Source organism: Streptomyces sp. NPDC046215 (assembly GCF_040646215.1).
In the GTDB taxonomy this organism is placed as follows: domain Bacteria; phylum Actinomycetota; class Actinomycetes; order Streptomycetales; family Streptomycetaceae; genus Streptomyces; species Streptomyces stramineus.
In genome coordinates, this window is sequence record NZ_JBEYZW010000075.1 from 16,226 (window position 1) to 32,585 (window position 16,360).

Consider the following 16,360-nt stretch of genomic DNA (forward strand, 5'->3'; position numbering starts at 1 on the left):
ACCCCCACCCGCTCCGACCCGCCACCTCCCGTGACTGGGGGGTTAAAAACCCGTGGGGGTGGGCCTTGGCGGTTCGGTGCGGGGCCGCTCCGGTCAAGTCAGCTGGAAGTCGGCGGCCAGCCGGACCGCGACCCGTTCCAGGAGCGGGCCCGCCTCGGACACGCAACGTGACACGTCCGGTTCCAGGTCCGTCAAGGCGTATGCCCTGGTGATGCCCGCCTCCCGGAGCCTCTCCTCGTCGAGAGACACGCGGCCGCAGACCGCCACCACCTCGACGTCCCTCTTGCGCGCCGCCGCCGCGACCCCCGCGGGAGCCTTCCCGTGGAGGGTCTGGGCGTCCAGGGAGCCCTCCCCCGTGATCACCAGGTCGGCCCGGTCCAGTGCCGCCTCGAAGCCCAGGACCTCCAGCATCACCTCGATGCCCGGGCGGAACACCGCCCCGAGGCCGAGCAGGGCGCCGTACCCGAGGCCGCCCGCCGCGCCCGCGCCCGGCGCCCGGGCCAGGTCGGTGGCGTGCGGGCCCGCGGTCCGGGCCAGGACGCGCGCGTAGTGGGTGAGGGCGGCGTCCAGGGCGGCGACGTCGGCGGGTGTGGCGCCCTTCTGCGGCCCGTAGACGGCCGGGGCGCCCGTCGGGCCCGTCAGGGGGTTGTCGACGTCGCTCGCGAGGACCAGGGCGGTGTCCCGGAGGCGGGGGTCGAGGCCGGAGAGGTCGGCCGTGGCGAGCTCCGCGAGGGGGCCGCCGCCGGGCGGGAGGGGCCGCCCGGCGGGCCCGAGGAACCGCGCGCCGAGCGCCGTGAGCATGCCGGCCCCGCCGTCCGTGGTGGCGCTGCCGCCGACGCCGAGGACGACCGTGCGGGCGCCCGCGTCGAGCGCGGCCCGCAGGAGCTCCCCGGTGCCGTGGGTGGTCGCGGTCAGCGGCGCGGGCGTGCCCGCGTGCCTCAGACCGGACGCCTCGGCCATTTCCACCACGGCGGTGCCGTCGCCGCGCAGCGCGTACGCGGCGGTGACCGGCGCGCCCAGCGGCCCCGTCACCCGCGCCTCACGGCGCTCGAACCCGGCGGCGACGGCCGCGTCGACCGTGCCGTCACCGCCGTCGGCGACGGGCAGAGCGCGCACGTCCAGGCCGGGCGCCGCGCGCAGCAGCCCGGCGGTGAGGTGCCGGGCGACCGCCGCGGCCGTCAGTGAGCCTTTGAACTTGTCCGCGGCGATCAGCACGCGCCGCTTCGTCCCCGCTGCGTCTGCCATGGGCAATCCCCTTGCTTCCGGGCCGTGCTGTCGCACAGGCAGTCGCGCCGCAGCGACCCTACCCGCACGGGTGCGCGGTTGCCCATGCCTCCGAGCGGCGTGCCAGAACGCCTATTTGGGGTCATCCCGGCCATAGTGGGGCGTCATGAGCACCGACGCACACGAGTCGACGAGCCCTCCCGGCCCGGACGTCCCCTCCGTACCGCCCCGTGACGAGCCACCGGACATGACCCTGGTCGCCATCGGCGCCGCCGCCGTGCTGGCGGTGGTCGCCTGGGCCGCGCTGGGCAAGCACTCGTTCGACCGTGTGACGCGGGCGGCCCTGAACTGGGTGCTGTCCAACTTCGCCTGGCTGTTCGTCATCGCGGCCGACGTGTTCCTGGTGCTCTGCGTGGCCATCGCGTTCAGCCGCTTCGGCCGGATCCGGCTGGGCCGGGACGAGGACCAGCCGGAGTTCGGCAATCTCGCGTGGATCGCGATGATGTTCAGCGCCGGCATGGGCATCGGCCTGATGTTCTACGGGGTCGGCGAACCGCTCCAGCACTTCGTCTCCCCGCCCCCGGGCAGCGGCGTCACCGCCAACTCGCCCGGCGCGGCCCGCACGGCCCTGGAGTACTCCTTCTTCCACTGGACGCTGCACCCGTGGGCGATCTACGGGATGTCCGGCCTGGCCCTGGCCTACGCCGGTTTCCGCAAGGGCCGCGGCAACCGGCTGAGCTCCGCCTTCGTCCCGCTGCTCGGCGAGCGGCGGGCGGCCGGCTGGCCGGGGCGCGTCATCGATCTGCTGGCGGTCTTCGCGACCGTGTTCGGCACGGCGACCAGCCTGGGCCTGGGCGCCCTCCAGGTGTCGAAGGGCCTGAACATCACCACGGGCGTCAAGGACTCCACGTCCCTGGAGCTGATCATCATCGGTTCGCTGTCGGCGGCGTTCGTGCTGTCGGCGTTCTCCGGGCTGCACAAGGGCGTGAAGTGGCTCAGCACCCTCAACATCGGGCTCGCCGCCGCGCTGATGCTGTTCGTCTTCGTCCTCGGCCCGACGGTCTTCGTGCTCAACACCATTCCGGCCGCGGCCGGCGGCTACCTCCAGGACCTGATGACGCTGGCGACGCGGACCGGCGCGTTCACGGACTCCTCGTGGCTCGGCGCGTGGACGATCTTCTACTGGGCGTGGTGGCTGTCCTGGGCCCCCTTCGTGGGCACGTTCATCGCCCGCATCTCGCACGGCCGGACGATCCGGGAGTTCCTCATCGGGGTGCTGCTGGTGCCCAGCGGGGCGACGGTGGTGTGGTTCTGCGTGATGGGCGGCAGCGCCCTGCGCCTGGACATGTCGGGCACCGCCGACATGGCGGGGACGGTGGGCGACGGCGCGGAGGCGTCGCTGTTCGCGCTGCTGGACACCCTGCCGCTGGAGACGCTCACGTCGTGGATCGCCATGGCGCTGGTGATGACGTACTTCATCACCAGCGCGGACTCCGCGTCCCTGGTGATGGGCTCCCTCTCCAGCCGGGGCGCCCTGCACCCGCGCACCTGGCTGGTGGTGACGTGGGGGGTGCTGATGGCGGCGGTCGCGGCCGTGCTGCTGGTGGCCGGCGGCCTGCAATCCCTGCAGTCGGCGACGATTCTGGTAGCCCTGCCGTTCGTCGTGGTGATGCTCGCGCTGTGCTGGTCGCTGCTGCGGGAGCTGCGCACGGATCCGGGTGCGGGGCCGGCCCGTCACCAGGCGATGCACGGGCTGCGGGACGCGCTGCGCACGATGGTCGGCGACGCGCTCACCGAGCAGGGCCCGATCCGCCATGCCCGGCTGCGCCGGGTCGCGGAGAGCGCTCGGGATCGCGACGATCCGGGTTCCGGCGGGCCGCGGGCCTAGAGTGCGGCCGCACGCCCGCGTCAAGAAAAAGTTGACAAGCGAGCGGCGTCAAGGGAATCTTGACACCATGATCACTTCACGCCGGCTCCCGGCCACCTCCCCCTCCTCCCTGCCCGGCTTCGCCCTCGGCCTGCTGGCCATGGCGTCCGCGCTGATCGCCGTGGTGGTGTCGATCGCCGACGACCTCAGCGACCCGGCGTTCTTCGTCCTCCTCGCCGCCGACCTCCTGATCATCTCTTCCATGGGGGCGCTGATCGGCGGGATGCGCGTACAGGCCGCCGAGGAGGCGGCCCGGCTGGACGCCCTGGAGCCGCTGCGGGCGGGCGCCCACGGGGACCGGCGTTGACGGGTGAGGGCGAACTCCTCGGCCCGCAGGAGGCCGCGCGGATCCGTGAGGGAATCGCCGGGGTCGTCCTGGGCGCGCCGGACGGCCTCGCCGAGTCCCTGGAGCACGACCCCGAGGGCTATCTGCGCCTGGTCGCCGCCACCCGCACCGGCGCCGAGGAGACCAGCAGGCTGCTGCGCGAGGCCGTGCAGGGGGCCAGGGCCGCGGGGCACAGCTGGGACACCGTGGGCCGCGTCCTGGGCGTGAGCCGGCAGGCCGCCCAGCAGCGCTTCGCCACCAAGGGGGCGGGCGCCGCGGCCGCCGGGGCGGCGGCCGGGCCGGGCGCTCCCCGGCGGCGGGTGCTGACCCCGCTGACCGCCTTCGACGAGATGCCGGCGCTCGCGGAAGCGGGGCTGGAGGGCTGGCACGTCGTCGACTACGGGCCCCTGTTCCACGTCGTGGAGTACTCCGGGTACCCCTGGGAACACCGCCGGGTGCCGTTCGCGATCGGGACCCGGCACCGGCGGATGGAGGCCGAGGGCTGGACCCAGGTCGGCCCCGGCTCCTTCCCCTGGGCCTACTACAAGCGCCCGCTGCGGCAGGACGGGCGGGGCGAGGGAACCGAGCGGGATCAGAACAGCTGATCCTGTTCCGGGGCCGCCGCCCCGCGCTCGAAGGACAGCAGCCGCCTCTTGCGGTCCAGCCCGCCCCCGTAGCCGGTGAGGCTGCCGGTGGAGCCGATGACCCGGTGGCAGGGGACGATGATCCCGACGGGGTTCTTGCCGTTCGCCAGGCCGACCGCGCGGGAGCCGTTGGTGGCGCCGATCCGCTCGGCGAGCTCGCCGTAGGAGAGCGTCCGGCCGTAGGGGATCTCCTGGAGCCCTGCCCAGACCCTGCGCTGGAACGGCGTGCCCTCCAGGTGGAGCGGGAGGTCGAACGTCGTCGACTCGCCCGCGAAGTAGGCGGCGAGCTGCCGCGCCGCCTCGGCGAAGGGCTCGTCGCCGGGGTCGCCGGGGTCGCCGAAGGTCTCCTGGGGCGGCCGGTGCCGCTGCTCCTCCATGTAGAGGCCGGACAGGACGCCGTCGGTCGCCACCAGGGTCAGCGGGCCGTAGGGGCTGTCGATGACGGTGTGCTCGCGGGTCATGAGGGTTTTTCCGTTCGGTGGTGTGTCAGGCCGTCGGCATGTGGTTGATGGCGTGGTCGTCCGCGGACCAGAGGTACTGCACGGCGTACGCGCGCCACGGGCGCCAGGCGGCGGCGTGCCGGGTCAGCGCCCCGGGGGTGGCGGGCAGGCCGCAGGCGGCGGCCGCCCGCCGGACGCCGAGATCCGTCGGTACGAAGGCGTCGGGGTCGCCCAGGGCCCGCATGGCGATGAGTTCGCTGGTCCAGGGGCCCACGCCGGGGAGTTCGGCGAGCTGCCGGCGGGCCCGGGTCCAGTCGCTGCCCACCCCCAGGTCGAGCTCCCCGGAGGCGAGGGCCGCCACCACGCGGACCACGGTGGCCCGCCGCCCGGCGGGCATGGCCAGGGCCTCGGGGTCGAGGCCGGACAGCGCCTCGGCCGAGGGGAACAGGTGGGTGAGGCCACCGCCCATGGGGTCCTCGACGGCCTCGCCGTGCGCGGTGACCAGCCGGGCGGCGAGGGTGCGGGCCGCGGCGGTGGACACCTGCTGGCCGAGCACGGCCCGTATCGCCAGCTCCCCCGGGTCGACCGTGCGCGGCACCCGCCGGCCCGGCGCCTTGGCGACGAGCGGCGCCAGGTGTTCGTCGGCGGAGAGCAGCGCGTCCACCGCCTCCGGGTCGGCGTCGAGGTCGAGGAGGCCGCGGCAGCGGCTGATCGCTCCCGCCAGGTCGCGCTGGTCGGAGAGGGCGAGCCGGCAGTCGATGTGACCGGGGCGCGGGCGCAGGGCGACGGTGCCGTGCCCGTACGGCAGGCGCAGCGTGCGGCGGTAGGCGCCGTCGCGCCACTCCTCCACGCCGGGGACGGCTGTGGCCGCGAGGTGTCCGAAGAGGTTGTCGGGGCACAGCGGCGCCCGGTAGGGCAGCCGGAGCGTCAGGACGCCGGGGGCGGCGGTGCCGCGGCCGCGGGCCGCGCGGGCCCGGAGCTCGGTCGGGGTCAGGGCGAAGACCTCGCGCACGGTCTCGTTGAAGGTGCGGATGGAGGAGAACCCGGCCGCGAAGGCGGCGTCCGACATGGGCAGTTCGCTGGTCTCGATCAGCAGCCGGGCGGTCTGGGCGCGCTGGGCGCGGGCGAGGGCGAGGGGGCCGGCGCCGAGTTCGGCGCGGAGCTGGCGTTCGATCTGCCGGGTGCTGTAGCCGAGGCGGGCGGCGAGTCCGGGCACGCCCTCGCGGTCGACGGTGCCGTCGCCGATGAGCCGCATGGCCCGGGCGACGAGGTCGGCGCGCTCGTTCCACTGCGGCGAGCCGGGGCTGGCGTCCGGGCGGCAGCGCTTGCAGGCCCGGAACCCGGCTTGCTGGGCGGCGGCCGCGCTGGGGTAGAAGCTCATGTTCCGGTCCTTCGGCGGCACCGCCGGGCAGCTCGGACGGCAGTAGATGCGCGTGGTGAGCACGGCGGTGAAGAACCAGCCGTCGAAACGGGCATCCTTGGACCGCACGGCTCTGACGCAGCGCTCGAAGTCGGTGTGCATCTTTCAAGGATCGGGGCTGGGAGCCGTCCGGGCTCGCGGAAATCCGACATGGATGTCCCGCGGCCACCGCCCCGCCGCTGTCAACCTCGGTTGACAGCGGTGATCTTGTCATCCTACGTTGACGCCATGGGTGGAACGGAACCGGACGACGCCGTCGGTACCACCGCGGCCGCCCTGCACGGCGACCCCCGCGTGGGGCTGCCGGCCGTCGCCGCGCTGCGGCGGCTGACGGAGCGCCTGGAGGCGCTCCAGGTCGCCGGCGCGCGGGCGCGGGGCTGGTCCTGGGAGGAGATCGGGGCCGCCCTCGGGGTCAGCAGGCAGGCCGCCCACAAGAAGCACTCCCGGAGGTAAGCATGTTCGAACGGTTCACCCTGAACGCCCGGATGGCGGTGGTGCGTTCCCAGCAGGAGGCCCACGGCCTGGGGCACGCGTGGATCGGCAGCGAGCACCTGCTGCTGGGGATCATCGCCGAGAAGGAGGCGCCGGTCACCACCCTGGCCGGGCTCGGCCTCACCTATGAGCCCTGCCAGGCGGCCGTCCGCGCCATGGTGGGCGGCCCGGACGACGAGGCGCGCCGGCAGGGGCGGCACCCCTTCGTGCCGCGCGGCCTGGACCCCCGGGCGCTGCTGTCGTTCGCCCCCGAACCGGAGCCCGTCACGGGGCTCCGCCGGCTGCTGCCCTTCGGCCGCCCCAAGGCCCCCGCCGCGCCCCCGGTCGCCACCGCGCCGGACCACTTGCCCTGGGCCCCGTACGGCGAGAAGGCCCTGAAGGACTCCGACAAGGTGACGCTTCAGCAGGCCGACAACCGCATCACGCTCGTCCATCTCCTGCTGAGCCTCCTCACCCCCGGCGACACGGTGATCGCCGAGGTCCTCCGCCGGCTGGGGACGGACCCGGCGACGGTCCGCGCAGCGGTTCTGGCCGACCTCGGTCAGCCGGCCTGAAGCCCCGGCGGCTCTGAAGCCCGGGCGGCGCCGGGGGCCTCAGCCGCCGCCCGCAGGCGGGGGCGGCGTTCCTCGAAGCGCGCGGCCGGCAGGCCCCGGGCTCAGCCCGCCCGCAGGCTCCGCCACACCGCTCTCGCCGCGTGGTGACCGCACATCCCGTGCACCCCCGGCCCGGGCGGGGTGGAGGAGGAGCAGAGGAAGACGGCCGGGTGCGCGGTGGCGTACGGGACGCGGGCGAGCTTGGGGCGGATCAGCAGGCGCAGGCCCGCGACGGAACCACTGGCGATGTCACCGCCGACGTAGTTGGCGTTGCGCGCGGCCAGCTCCGGAGGGCCCGCCGTGGCGCGGGCGAGGACGAGGTCACGGAAGCCGGGGGCGAATCGCTCGACCTGACGCTCAATCACCTCCGTGGCGTCGCCTTTCCAGCCGTTGGGCACGTGCCCGTAGACCCAGAAGGTGTGCTTGCCCTCGGGTGCGCGGGAGGGGTCGACGAGGCTGGGCTGCGCGGTGATGAGGAAGGGGACCTCGGGGTCGCGGCCGTGGTGCGCGGCGCCCAGGGCGGCGCCGATCTCCCCGTACGTCGGGCCGACGTGGACCGTGCCGGCGCGGCGGGCCTCCGGGGAGGCCCACGGCACGGGCCCGCTCAGCGCGTAGTCGACCTTGAAGACGGCGGGGCCGTAGCGGAAGCGGCGGTAGGCGTCGCCCAGCCCGGCGATCCGGGCGAGGGCGGTCGGCGAGGTGTCGAAGACGTAGGCGCGGGCGGGCGGCAGCTCGTCCAGGCGCTTGACCTCGAAGCCCGTGCGGATCGCGCCGCCCTGCTCCTTGAGGAAGGAGCCCAGGGCGTCGGCGACCGCCTGCGAGCCGCCGCGCGGGACGGGCCACCCGGCAGCGTGCGCGGCGAGGGCGAAGATCAGGGCCATGCCGCCCGTGCCGAAGCCGGTGAGCGGCGCGATGCCGTGCGCGGCGAGCCCGGCGAACATCGCCCGCGCCTTCGCGTCACGGAAGCGGCGGACGAGCAGGGCCGCGGGCAGCGCGGCGGACAGGCCGAAGCGGGCGTACAGGGCGGGGTCGCTCGGCAGCCCGTCCCACGCCGTGCGCAGGAAGTCCGCGGCCACCGTCTCCCACCGGCCGTGGAAGGGCGCCACGAGCCGCCGGTAGGCTCCCGCGTCGCGCGGCCCGAGGGAGTGCGCGGTCTCGGCGGCGCTGTGCGAGAGGACCGCGGCGGTGCCGTCGGGGAAGGGGTGCGCCATGGGCAGCTCGGGGTGCAGCCACTCCAGGCCGTGCCGGGCCAGGGGCAGGCCGGTGAAGGCGGGGGAGCCCGCGCCGAGCGGGTGCACGGCGGAGCAGGGGTCGTGCCGGAAGCCGGGGAGGGTGAGCTCCTCGGTGCGGGCGCCGCCGCCGATGGCCCCGGCGGCCTCGAACACCTCGACGGCCAGGCCGCGCCGGGCCAGCTCGGCGGCGGCGGTCAGCCCGTTGGGTCCCGCGCCCACGATGACCGCGTCGAGCATCGTTGCCACCGGGCGGCCTCCCCTCGTCCGCTGAGAATCGTCCGCTGGAAAGCGTCCGCCGCGAAGATCAGCCGGCGGATGCCAGCAGATTCAGGATATGCCGGAGCGTCACCTCGTCACGCGCGGCGGCGAAGGGCAGGGTGTTGCCGCCCGCTATCCGGAAGGGCTCGCCGGCGACCGTCCCGCTCGCCCCGCCCGCCTCGGCGACCAGCAGCAGGCCGGCCGCGTGGTCCCAGGCGTTCTCCCAGGAGAACGCCAGGCCGTCGATGACGCCGCGCGCCACGTTGAGGTACTCCAGGCCGGCCGAGCCGCAGGGGCGCGGCGCGACGCCGTCGGTGCTCAGGGTCCGCAGGACGCGCTTCTGCTCGTCATTGGTGAAGTCGTAGTGGGAGATGGCCACGTCGAGGACCTTGCCGGGCTCGGGCGGGCCGGGGCGCAGCGGAGCGCCGTCCAGCACCGCTCCCCCGCCGCGGCGGGCGACCGCCATCAGGTCCAGGGCGGGCGCGTACGTCCAGGAGGCGAGCAGCTCGCCGCGGTGGGCCAGGCACACCAGCGTCGCGAAGCCGGGCTCGCCGTGGACGAACTGCCGGGTGCCGTCGACCGGGTCGACGATCCACACCGGCGCGTCGCCGTGCAGGGCGCCGAGGACACCGGGATCGGCGTGCACCGCCTCCTCGCCGACCACGACGGAACCGGGCAGGAGGGCCGTGAGGGAGGCGGTCAGGTGCTCCTCGGCCAGCCGGTCGGCGACCGTCACCAGGTCGTGCGGGCCGTTCTTCTCGACGATCTCGTGCGCGGCGAGCTGCCGGAAGCGCGGCATGATCTCGGCGGCGGCCGCCTTGCGGACCGCCTCCTCGACGTCGTTCAGGTCACCTGCGAGAAATTCATCGATCATACGTCCCATCGAACCATGCCCCACCGACAATCGGTGGTGGGCGGGGGGCGTGGACGTGACGCCCCGGTGAACGCCTCGCCGTCTCCGGCACCGGTCGCGGCGCCCCTCTCAGCGCCCGACCGCGTACCCCTGCGTCCCGCGGGGATCGGCGGCCGCCGACAGCGGGCCCGTCTCCGGGTTCCGCGCGACCGCGCACAGCCGTCCCTCCGGCCACGGCCCGCCGACCGTCACGTCGTGTCCGCGGCCGCGTGGCCCGGCTGTCACCGCCTCCCCGGCGCGCGCCTCGACGGTGACGGCGCCGGGCCGCGTCAGGCGGGGGTGGAAGGAGCCGGGGAAGGATTCCTGGTGCCGGTCGGGGGCGTCGACGGTGCCTTGCAGGTCGAGGCCGCCGCGGACGGGTCGGCGCAGCGCCGCGGCGAGGAAGAAGTGCAGTTGCCACTGGTCCTGCTGGTCGCCGCCGGGGGTGCCGAAAGGCAGGACCGGCTCGCCGCCGCGCAGCGCGGGCGAGGGCGTCAGGGTCGTGCGGGGACGGCGGCCGGGCCGGTGTAGTGGGCGACGCTCGCCCCGGCGGGGGCCGGCCCCGGGCCGCACAGCACCTGGACCGGGCCGCGCGTGGGGGCGAGGAGTGCGGGCACCCCTCCCGCCGGTCCGTTCATGGGCGGTTCGACGACGTGCGGGACGAAGCCCGCGGCCACGGCCGCGTCGAAGGCGTTGCCACCGGTCTCCAGGACGGCCATCGCGGACTGCGAGGCGAGCCAGTGGGTGGAGGAGACCATGCCGAAGGTGCCCTGGAGGGTCGGCCGTGTCGTGAACATGCCTGCCAGCTAGCCGGGTGGAGGAGCGGCCGCACAAGACCGTCCCGCCCTCCTCCTTCCGGCGCGGCGTTACCGTGGGGGGGCGCTGCCGGCCGAGCGGGCCGGCCGGAGAGACAAGCTGGAGGATGCGCCGGTGCACGGTGAGTACAAGGTGCCGGGCGGCAAGCTCGTCGTCGTGGACCTGGAGGTCGAGGACGGGGCGCTGCGTGAGGTGAGGGTGGCCGGGGACTTCTTCCTGGAGCCGGACGAGGCGCTCCTCGACATCAACCGCGCCCTGGAGGGCGCCGATGCCGACCTGCCGGCCCCCGAGCTCGCCGCTCGGATCGACGCCGCGTTGCCCGAGGGCACCGTCATGTTCGGCTTCAGCTCGGAGGCGGTGGGGATCGCCGTCCGCCGAGCCCTGGCGAACGCCACCGACTGGCACCACTACGACTGGCAGCTCATCCACGACGGCCCCCAGCCGCCCGCCCTGCACATGGCGCTGGACGAGGTGCTGACGGCGGAGGTCGCGGCCGGGCGGCGGCCGCCGACACTGCGGGTGTGGGAGTGGGGCGCCCCCGCCGTGGTCATCGGCAGTTTCCAGTCGCTGCGCAACGAGGTGGACCCGCAGGGCGCCGAGCGCCACGGCATGACGGTCGTCCGCCGGATCTCCGGTGGCGGTGCGATGTACATCGAGCCGGGCAACACCATCACGTACTCCCTGTGTGTTCCGGACGCTCTGGTGCAGGGGCTGTCCTTCGCCGACAGCTACGCCTACCTGGACGACTGGGTGCTGGGCGCGCTGGAGGGCATGGGCGTCAAGGCGTGGTACCAGCCGCTCAACGACATCGCCACCGACGCCGGGAAGATCGCGGGCGCCGCCCAGAAGCGGTTGCTGGGCACGGAGGGCGCGGTGCTGCACCACGTGACGATGGCCTACGACATCGACGCCGACAAGATGCTGGAAGTGCTGCGGATCGGCAAGGAGAAGCTGTCGGACAAGGGCACCCGGAGCGCCAAGAAGCGGGTGGATCCGCTGCGGCGCCAGACGGGGCTGCCGCGTGAGGCCGTCATCCAGAAGATGATCGAATCCTTCCGGGGCCGGTACGGGCTGGCGGAGGGCTCGGTCACGCCGGAGGAGATGGCGCGGGCGGAGAAACTGGCGGCGGAGAAGTTCAGCTCGCCGGAGTGGACGGCGCGGGTGCCGTAACCGACGGGCTGCCCCCGGACGGGCTTTTCAGCCCGTCCGGGGGCACCTCCTGGGGGCACCCCCAGCGGTGGCTGGGGCAGTTTGAGGACGCGCCCGCAGGGCGCTCGCCGCCGCAGGCTGCAACGGCAGGCCCTAGACAGCCCCACCCAACACGGGGATGACGGCGGAGCCGTACGCGTCGATCGTCGCCTCCTTCGCGTCGTGCATGGCGTACACCGCGAACTGGTCCACGCCCAGGGCGCGCAGCTCCTCCAGCCGTTCGCGGTGGGCTTCGACCGGGCCCAGAAGGCAGAAGCGGTCCACGATCTCGTCGGGCACGAAGTCCGTGGAGGGGTTGCCGGCCCGGCCGTGGTGGCTGTAGTCGTAGCCGCGGCGCTGCTTGATGTACGCGGTGAGGGCCTCGGGCACCAGGCCGGAGTGCTCGCCGTAGCGCTCGACCAGGTCCGCGACGTGGTTGCCGACCATGCCGCCGAACCAGCGGCACTGCCCCCGGGCGTGGGCCAGGTCGTCGCCGACGTAGGCGGGCGCGGCGACGCAGATCGTCACGGCGGCCGGGTCGCGTCCCGCGCCGGCGGCAGCCTTCCGCACAGCCTTGACCATCCATTCGGTCAGGAACGGGTCGGCGAGCTGGAGGATGAAGCCGTCGGCCTCCTGCCCGGCGAGGGCCAGCGCCTTCGGCCCGTACGCGCCCATCCACACGGGCAGCTTGCCGTCCCGCACCCAGGGCAGCTTCAGGGACGTCCCGCCGACGTCGGCCTCACGGCCCTCGGCGAGGTCGCGGATGATCCGCATCGACTCGCGCAGGGTGGCCAGGGTATTGGGCTTGCGGCCGGCCACGCGCATCGCGGAGTCGCCGCGGCCGATGCCGCACACGGTGCGGTTGCCGTACATGTCGTTGAGGGTGGCGAAGGTGGAGGCGGTGACCTCGGGGGTGCGGGTGGTGGGGTTGGTGACCATCGGACCGACGATCAGCCGCTCGGTGTGGTCGAGGATGCGGCTGTGGATGACGAAGGGTTCCTGCCACAGCACGGCGGAGTCGAAGGTCCAGCCGTAGCGGAAGCCGGCGCTCTCGGCGCGGCGCATGAGGTCCACCACGGCGCTGGCGGGCGGGTCTGTCTGCAGGACGAGTCCGAAGTCCACGGAGGGTGCTCCTTACGCGAGGTACTGACAGGTGGCGCGGGGGACGTAGCGGCCGTGGCCGGCGCGTCCGGTGAACTTCCGCCCGTCGATGACGATTTCGCCCCGCGAGAGGACCGTCTCGACGCGTCCGGTGACCCGCTTGCCCTCGTAGGCGGAGTAGTCGACGTTCATGTGGTGGGTCTCGGCCGAGATGACCTGCTCGGCGTGCGGGTCGTAGATGACGATGTCGGCGTCGGAACCGGGCGCGAGGGTGCCCTTCTTCGGATAGAGGCCGAACATCCGGGCCGGCGAGGCACAGGCGATCTCGATCCAGCGGCGGCGGCCGATGTGCCCGTCGACCACGGCCTGGTGGAGGAGGTCCATCCGGTGCTCCACGCCGGGCAGCCCGTTGGGGATCTTGGAGAAGTCGCCGCGGCCCAGCTCCTTCTGGCCGGAGAAGCAGAAGGGGCAGTGGTCGGTGGAGACCACCTGGAGGTCGTCGGTGCGCAGCCCGCGCCAGAGGGCGGCCTGGTGCTCCCGGGGGCGCAGCGGGGTCGAGCAGACGTACTTGGCGCCCTCGAAGCCCGGTTCGGCGAGGTTGTCGGTGGACAGGAAGAGGTACTGCGGGCAGGTCTCTCCGAACACCGGCAGGCCCTTGTCGCGGGCCTGCGTGAGCTCGGCGACGGCTTCCTCGGCCGAGACGTGGACGACGTAGAGAGGCGCCCCGGCCACCCGGGCGAGCTGGATCGCCCGGTGGGTGGCCTCGGCTTCCAGGAGCGCCTTGCGGACCTCGCCGTGGTAGCGGGGGTCGGTCTCACCACGCGCCAGGGCCTGTTCGACCAGGACGTCGATGGCGATGCCGTTCTCGGCGTGCATCATGACCAGCCCGCCGTTGCCGGCGGCGCGCTGCATGGCCCGCAGGATCTGCCCGTCGTCGCTGTAGAACACCCCCGGGTAGGCCATGAAGAGCTTGAAGGAGGTGACGCCCTCGCCCACCAGGAGGTCCATCTCCTTGAGCACGCTCTCGTGCACGTCGGAGAGGATCATGTGGAAGGCGTAGTCGATCGCGCAGGTGTCCGCGGCCTTGGCGTGCCAGGTGTCGAGCCCCTCGCGCAGTGCCTGCCCGCGGGTCTGGACGGCGAAGTCGACGACGGTCGTGGTGCCGCCCCAGGCGGCGGCCCGGGTGCCCGTCTCGAAGGTGTCGGAGGAGGCGGTGCCGCCGAAGGGGAAGTCGAAGTGCGTATGGGCGTCGACCCCGCCGGGGATCACGTACGTCCCGGTGGCGTCGAGGGTATGGTCGGCCGTCCAGCTCCGGGCGAAGGAGCTGTCGGGGGTGGCGAGGGCGGCGATCTTACCGTCCTCGACGAGGACGTCCGCCCGGGTCTCCTCGGCGGCGGTGATGACGAGGCCGCCCCGGATGGCGGTTCTGGTCATGGCCGGTCCTTTCCGCCGGGGGTGTCCCGCACCTGGCGCAGGACCTCCGCGAGGATCGTCGCGCCCTCTTCGGCCTCGGCGATGGTGAGCGACAGGGGCGGGGCGATGCGCAGGACGTCCGCCTCGCGGCCGCCCTTGCCGATCAGCAGGCCGCGCTCGCGGGCGAGTTCGAGGGCGAGGGAGGCGGCTCGCGGGGAGGGCGAGCCGTCGGGCTCGGCCAGCTCGATGGCGATCATCAGGCCCCGGCCGCGCACTTCGCGGACGGCCGGAAGGCCGGCGGTGACGGCGCGCAGCCGCTCGATGAGGAGGCCGCCGACCCGGCGGGCGTTGCCCTGGAGGTCGTGCTCCAGGAGGTGGGTGAGGTTGGCGAGGCCGGCGGCCATGGTGACGGGGCTGCCGCCGAAGGTGGAGATGGAGTTGGCGTCCAGGCAGTTCATGATCTCGGCCCGGGCGACGACGCCGCCGATCGCCATGCCGTTGCCGATGCCCTTGGCGAACGTGAGGACGTCGGGCGGGCCGTTCTCGGCGTGCGCCTGCCAGCCCCAGAAGTGGTCGCCGGTGCGGCCCCAGCCCGTCTGCACCTCGTCGGAGATCCACAGGATGCCGCGGGGCGCCAGGACGTCGCGGAAGGCCGCGTAGAGGCCGTCGGGGGGTGCGGTGAACCCGCCGACGCCCTGGACGGGTTCGGCGATCAGCGCGGCGACGTTGCCGTGCGTCTGGCCGAGCATGTCCTCCAGGTCGGCGACGCACGCCCGCGTGAACCGCTCGTCGCTCAGGTGCGCGTACGGGCCGCGGGTGCGGACGCCGCCGTGCACGTAGAGCGTCTGGAGCGGGGAGAGGCTGGTGGGCGACCAGGAGGCGTTGCCGGTGATGCCGATCGAGGAGAACGAGCGGCCGTGGTAGCTGTTGCGCATCGCCAGGATCTGGTTGGAGCGCCGGTAGGTGGTGGCGAGGAGGAGCGCCGCGTCGTTGGCCTCGGTGCCGGAGGTGGTGAAGAAGACGCGGGCGTCGGGGATGCCGGACAGGGCGGCGACGCGCTCGGCCAGTTCGACCATGTGCCGGTCGAGGTAGAGGGTCGAGGTGTGGAGGATGCGCCCGGCCTGTTCGGCGACGGCCTTGGTGACCTCGGGAAGGGCGTGGGCGGTCATGGTGGTGAGAATGCCGCCGAAGAAGTCGAGGTAGCGCCTGCCCTCGGTGTCCCACACGTGCCTGCCCTCACCGTGGGTGAGCTCCAGGGGCTCGCGGTAGTACAGGGAGAGCCACTCGGGCATGACGGCCCGGTGCCGGGCGTGCAGGGAGCCGGGGGCGGTCACGGGCGGACCAGCCCGTCGTAGGCGTCGGGCCTGCGGTCGCGGTAGAACGCCCACTGGTGCCGGACCTCGTCGATGAGGGAGAAGTCGAGGTCGCGCACGACCAGTTCCTCCTTGGTGTCGCTGGCGACGTCGCCGACGAACTGGCCGCGCGGGTCCACGAAGTAGGACGTGCCGTAGAAGTCGTTGTCGCCGTACTCCTCCCGGCCCACGCGGTTGATCGCCGCGACGAAGTACTCGTTGGCGACGGCGGCCGCGGGCTGTTCCAGCCGCCACAGGTGGGCGGAGAGCCCGCGCGAGGTGGCCGAGGGGTTGTAGACGAGCTGCGCGCCGGCCAGGCCGAGGGAGCGCCAGCCCTCGGGGAAGTGGCGGTCGTAGCAGATGTAGACGCCGACCTTGCCGACGGCGGTGTCGAAGACGGGCCAGCCGAGATTGCCGGGCTTGAAGTAGTACTTCTCCCAGAAGCCCTCGACCTGGGGGATGTGGTGCTTGCGGTACTTGCCCAGGTAGCTGCCGTCGGCGTCGATGACGGCCGCGGTGTTGTAGTAGAAGCCGGGCTGCTCGATCTCGAAGACGGGCACGACGATCACCATGCCGGTCTCGCGGGCGAGGTCCTGCATGCGGCGGACGGTGGGCCCGTCGGGGACGGCCTCGGCCCAGCGGTAGTGCGCGCTCTCCTGCACCTGGCAGAAGTAGGGGGCGTTGAAGACTTCCTGGAAACCGATGACCTTCGCGCCCTGCGCGGCGGCCGCGCGGGCGTGCTCCTCGTGCTTGGTGATCATCGACTCGGTGTCGCCGGTCCAGCTCGCCTGCACGAGTGCGGCGCGGACAACATGGGCCATGAGCTGCTCCTTTGCCGGGGCGTCAGCCAGGCTGACACGCGTAGATCCACGTGTGCCTGCGACCGTATGACCCGTCACGCTCTGTGGCAAGGGCATCGCGGGGGCCCTCCCGGCGGGTCATGGGGTGCACCGCCGCTGCGCGGCGGTGTCCTCAATCTCCCCCAGCTACCGCTGGGAGGTGCCCCCAGACGGGCTGCTGTGCTTTGTCCTCAAGCGCCGGTC

General features: G+C 73.7%; 16 protein-coding genes and 1 pseudogene. 6 read left to right on the top strand and 11 right to left on the bottom strand.

Features of this window, described 5'->3' with window-relative positions; translation table 11 throughout:
• Positions 1–93: 93 nt before the first annotated feature.
• Complete coding sequence (locus ABZ951_RS26155) at positions 94–1,245, bottom strand: glycerate kinase (protein WP_361280824.1); 1,152 nt, start codon at positions 1,243–1,245, stop codon at positions 94–96.
• A gap of 145 nt (positions 1,246–1,390) precedes the next feature.
• Between ABZ951_RS26155 and ABZ951_RS26160 the strand changes: the two genes are divergently transcribed.
• From ABZ951_RS26160 to ABZ951_RS26170, 3 genes are all read left to right on the top strand, one after another.
• On the top strand, positions 1,391–3,112 hold the full coding sequence (locus ABZ951_RS26160) for a BCCT family transporter (protein ID WP_344094676.1): 1,722 nt from the start codon (positions 1,391–1,393) through the stop codon (positions 3,110–3,112).
• A 67-nt stretch (positions 3,113–3,179) separates the two neighbouring features.
• A complete protein-coding gene (locus ABZ951_RS26165) occupies positions 3,180–3,458 on the top strand; it encodes a hypothetical protein (protein ID WP_344094678.1) in 279 nt (92 codons plus the stop codon).
• Complete coding sequence (locus tag ABZ951_RS26170; RefSeq protein WP_344094680.1) at positions 3,455–4,081, top strand: hypothetical protein; 627 nt, start codon at positions 3,455–3,457, stop codon at positions 4,079–4,081. The genes ABZ951_RS26165 and ABZ951_RS26170 overlap by 4 nt, the downstream gene beginning before the upstream one ends.
• Here the strand turns inward: ABZ951_RS26170 and ABZ951_RS26175 are convergent.
• Positions 4,069–4,581, bottom strand: coding sequence for a methylated-DNA--[protein]-cysteine S-methyltransferase (locus ABZ951_RS26175; RefSeq protein ID WP_344094682.1), 513 nt, complete (start codon positions 4,579–4,581; stop codon positions 4,069–4,071). The two genes, ABZ951_RS26170 and ABZ951_RS26175, sit on opposite strands and share 13 nt — an antisense overlap.
• Positions 4,582–4,606: 25 nt before the next feature.
• Positions 4,607–6,082 carry an AlkA N-terminal domain-containing protein gene (locus ABZ951_RS26180; protein WP_344094684.1) on the bottom strand — a complete coding sequence of 492 codons (1,476 nt, stop codon included), beginning with the start codon at positions 6,080–6,082 and terminating at the stop codon, positions 4,607–4,609.
• A gap of 126 nt (positions 6,083–6,208) precedes the next feature.
• Here ABZ951_RS26180 and ABZ951_RS26185 point away from each other — a divergent pair, with 126 nt between their 5' ends.
• Entirely contained in the window at positions 6,209–6,433 is a 225-nt protein-coding gene (locus tag ABZ951_RS26185; protein ID WP_344094686.1) for a hypothetical protein, read from the top strand.
• A 2-nt stretch (positions 6,434–6,435) separates the two neighbouring features.
• Positions 6,436–7,026 (top strand): Clp protease N-terminal domain-containing protein, encoded by a 591-nt coding sequence (locus ABZ951_RS26190; RefSeq protein WP_344094688.1) that lies wholly within the window; start codon positions 6,436–6,438, stop codon positions 7,024–7,026.
• 101 nt (positions 7,027–7,127) lie between these two features.
• On the opposite strand, the gene ABZ951_RS26195 is transcribed toward ABZ951_RS26190, so the two are convergent.
• The 4 genes and pseudogenes from ABZ951_RS26195 to ABZ951_RS26210 all read right to left on the bottom strand — a co-directional run bounded on the left by ABZ951_RS26195 (position 7,128) and on the right by ABZ951_RS26210 (position 10,244).
• Positions 7,128–8,534, bottom strand: coding sequence for an NAD(P)/FAD-dependent oxidoreductase (locus tag ABZ951_RS26195; protein WP_344094708.1), 1,407 nt, complete (start codon positions 8,532–8,534; stop codon positions 7,128–7,130).
• 67 nt (positions 8,535–8,601) lie between these two features.
• Positions 8,602–9,429: an inositol monophosphatase family protein gene (locus ABZ951_RS26200; RefSeq protein WP_344094690.1), complete on the bottom strand. Its 828-nt coding sequence runs from the start codon at positions 9,427–9,429 to the stop codon at positions 8,602–8,604.
• 108 nt (positions 9,430–9,537) lie between these two features.
• Positions 9,538–9,969: pseudogene (locus ABZ951_RS26205) on the bottom strand (gamma-glutamyltransferase); the annotation flags it as partial.
• Positions 9,942–10,244 (bottom strand): gamma-glutamyltransferase, encoded by a 303-nt coding sequence (locus ABZ951_RS26210; RefSeq protein WP_344094692.1) that lies wholly within the window; start codon positions 10,242–10,244, stop codon positions 9,942–9,944. The pseudogene ABZ951_RS26205 and the gene ABZ951_RS26210, both read right to left, overlap by 28 nt.
• Before the next feature lie 133 nt (positions 10,245–10,377).
• Here ABZ951_RS26210 and ABZ951_RS26215 point away from each other — a divergent pair, with 133 nt between their 5' ends.
• Positions 10,378–11,433: a biotin/lipoate A/B protein ligase family protein gene (locus ABZ951_RS26215; RefSeq protein WP_344094694.1), complete on the top strand. Its 1,056-nt coding sequence runs from the start codon at positions 10,378–10,380 to the stop codon at positions 11,431–11,433.
• A gap of 132 nt (positions 11,434–11,565) precedes the next feature.
• Here ABZ951_RS26215 and ABZ951_RS26220 read toward each other — a convergent pair whose 3' ends face one another.
• The 4 genes from ABZ951_RS26220 to ABZ951_RS26235 are packed head-to-tail and all read right to left on the bottom strand — an operon-like array spanning position 11,566 to position 16,138.
• A complete protein-coding gene (locus ABZ951_RS26220) occupies positions 11,566–12,573 on the bottom strand; it encodes a TIGR03842 family LLM class F420-dependent oxidoreductase (RefSeq protein ID WP_344094696.1) in 1,008 nt (335 codons plus the stop codon).
• A 12-nt stretch (positions 12,574–12,585) separates the two neighbouring features.
• A complete protein-coding gene (hydA, locus tag ABZ951_RS26225) occupies positions 12,586–13,986 on the bottom strand; it encodes a dihydropyrimidinase (protein ID WP_344094698.1) in 1,401 nt (466 codons plus the stop codon).
• Positions 13,983–15,257, bottom strand: coding sequence for an aspartate aminotransferase family protein (locus ABZ951_RS26230; protein ID WP_344094710.1), 1,275 nt, complete (start codon positions 15,255–15,257; stop codon positions 13,983–13,985). Before ABZ951_RS26230 ends, hydA begins: the two co-directional genes overlap by 4 nt.
• A 38-nt stretch (positions 15,258–15,295) precedes the next feature.
• Positions 15,296–16,138: a nitrilase-related carbon-nitrogen hydrolase gene (locus tag ABZ951_RS26235; protein ID WP_344094700.1), complete on the bottom strand. Its 843-nt coding sequence runs from the start codon at positions 16,136–16,138 to the stop codon at positions 15,296–15,298.
• Positions 16,139–16,360: the final 222 nt, after the last annotated feature.

Bases quoted from the DNA above. Each gene is read 5' to 3' on its own strand.
- ABZ951_RS26200 (WP_344094690.1), bottom strand. From the start codon at position 9,429: ATGATCGATGAATTTCTCGCAGGTGACCTGAACGACGTCGAGGAGGCG.
- ABZ951_RS26175 (WP_344094682.1), bottom strand. From the start codon at position 4,581: ATGACCCGCGAGCACACCGTCATCGACAGCCCCTACGGCCCGCTGACC.
- ABZ951_RS26155 (WP_361280824.1), bottom strand. From the start codon at position 1,245: ATGGCAGACGCAGCGGGGACGAAGCGGCGCGTGCTGATCGCCGCGGAC.
- ABZ951_RS26160 (WP_344094676.1), top strand. From the start codon at position 1,391: ATGAGCACCGACGCACACGAGTCGACGAGCCCTCCCGGCCCGGACGTC.
- ABZ951_RS26210 (WP_344094692.1), bottom strand. From the start codon at position 10,244: ATGTTCACGACACGGCCGACCCTCCAGGGCACCTTCGGCATGGTCTCC.
- ABZ951_RS26230 (WP_344094710.1), bottom strand. From the start codon at position 15,257: ATGCCCGAGTGGCTCTCCCTGTACTACCGCGAGCCCCTGGAGCTCACC.
- ABZ951_RS26235 (WP_344094700.1), bottom strand. From the start codon at position 16,138: ATGGCCCATGTTGTCCGCGCCGCACTCGTGCAGGCGAGCTGGACCGGC.
- ABZ951_RS26195 (WP_344094708.1), bottom strand. From the start codon at position 8,534: ATGCTCGACGCGGTCATCGTGGGCGCGGGACCCAACGGGCTGACCGCC.
- ABZ951_RS26180 (WP_344094684.1), bottom strand. From the start codon at position 6,082: ATGCACACCGACTTCGAGCGCTGCGTCAGAGCCGTGCGGTCCAAGGAT.
- hydA (WP_344094698.1), bottom strand. From the start codon at position 13,986: ATGACCAGAACCGCCATCCGGGGCGGCCTCGTCATCACCGCCGCCGAG.
- ABZ951_RS26190 (WP_344094688.1), top strand. From the start codon at position 6,436: ATGTTCGAACGGTTCACCCTGAACGCCCGGATGGCGGTGGTGCGTTCC.
- ABZ951_RS26165 (WP_344094678.1), top strand. From the start codon at position 3,180: ATGATCACTTCACGCCGGCTCCCGGCCACCTCCCCCTCCTCCCTGCCC.
- ABZ951_RS26185 (WP_344094686.1), top strand. From the start codon at position 6,209: ATGGGTGGAACGGAACCGGACGACGCCGTCGGTACCACCGCGGCCGCC.